Here is a 799-nt window from a genome sequence, read left to right as displayed (position 1 = left end):
CTTTTACACTGCCTAATTATTTTTATATTCCTAAGGTTTACTTAACTCTTTTCCCCTGCTATTGTTCTTTTTTTTCCAAATACGCCATCACTTGTTCTAAATAAGGGCACTTCTATTTCCTTAGTAAGATATTCATCATCACATTCGTTCAAAGCTAAAATTTTGTAACTACTTAATCTCCAAGTGCAATCATTTTTTTGAATCATGCCTTCTTTGGCTGACCAAATGTTGTTTTTTTCGTTATACTTAAGTTCAGTTTTAATTGTTAGCTTCTCATTTTTACAGTTTTCCACTGTCATTAAAACAAATATTGATTTTGGACTAGATTTTTTTTCTTTTAATGAAAACGATAAAATGTAGCTTAAAAACGTCTTGTCTGTTAAATCTAAGAGATTTATATCATCAATTTTATTATTAAGAACATTGCAAGAATCTTTTTCAAATTTTGAAAGGTCTTTTTTTTCAATGATTTTAAATTTTGAATCTTTTGCTTGTAAAGTAGTGTTACTAAACATACATAAAAATAATAAGGTACTAATGATGTAATTTCTTTCCATGAGATAAATGATTTTATAGATTTATGATACAAACAAACAATTTTTAAATAGCATTAAACTTTATTGGTTAACGAATATGGCATTTGAGTTTACCAAACCACCATTACAGTTTACTTATCTATAATCATAAAGTGAAGAAATTTTTAAAGAAGAAAAGGAAAAATAAATAAAATCTAAAGTTACAATGCCACAATGACTTATTTAATTATACGTGAAATTAATGCTACAATTTTGTATTGATT

Annotated in this window: 1 protein-coding gene; it reads right to left on the bottom strand. The window is 25.4% G+C overall.

The features are described 5' to 3' along the window. Nucleotides 1–41: 41 nt before the first annotated feature. Nucleotides 42–557, bottom strand: a complete 516-nt coding sequence (locus IU405_RS03385) for a hypothetical protein (RefSeq protein WP_197437207.1) — start codon at nt 555–557, stop codon at nt 42–44. Nucleotides 558–799: the final 242 nt, after the last annotated feature.

The sequence above is a fragment of the Polaribacter sp. BAL334 genome (assembly GCF_015767435.1).
Lineage (GTDB): Bacteria > Bacteroidota > Bacteroidia > Flavobacteriales > Flavobacteriaceae > Polaribacter.
Note: the sequence above shows the minus strand (reverse complement) of the source record. Positions and strands in the feature narration are given on the sequence as shown.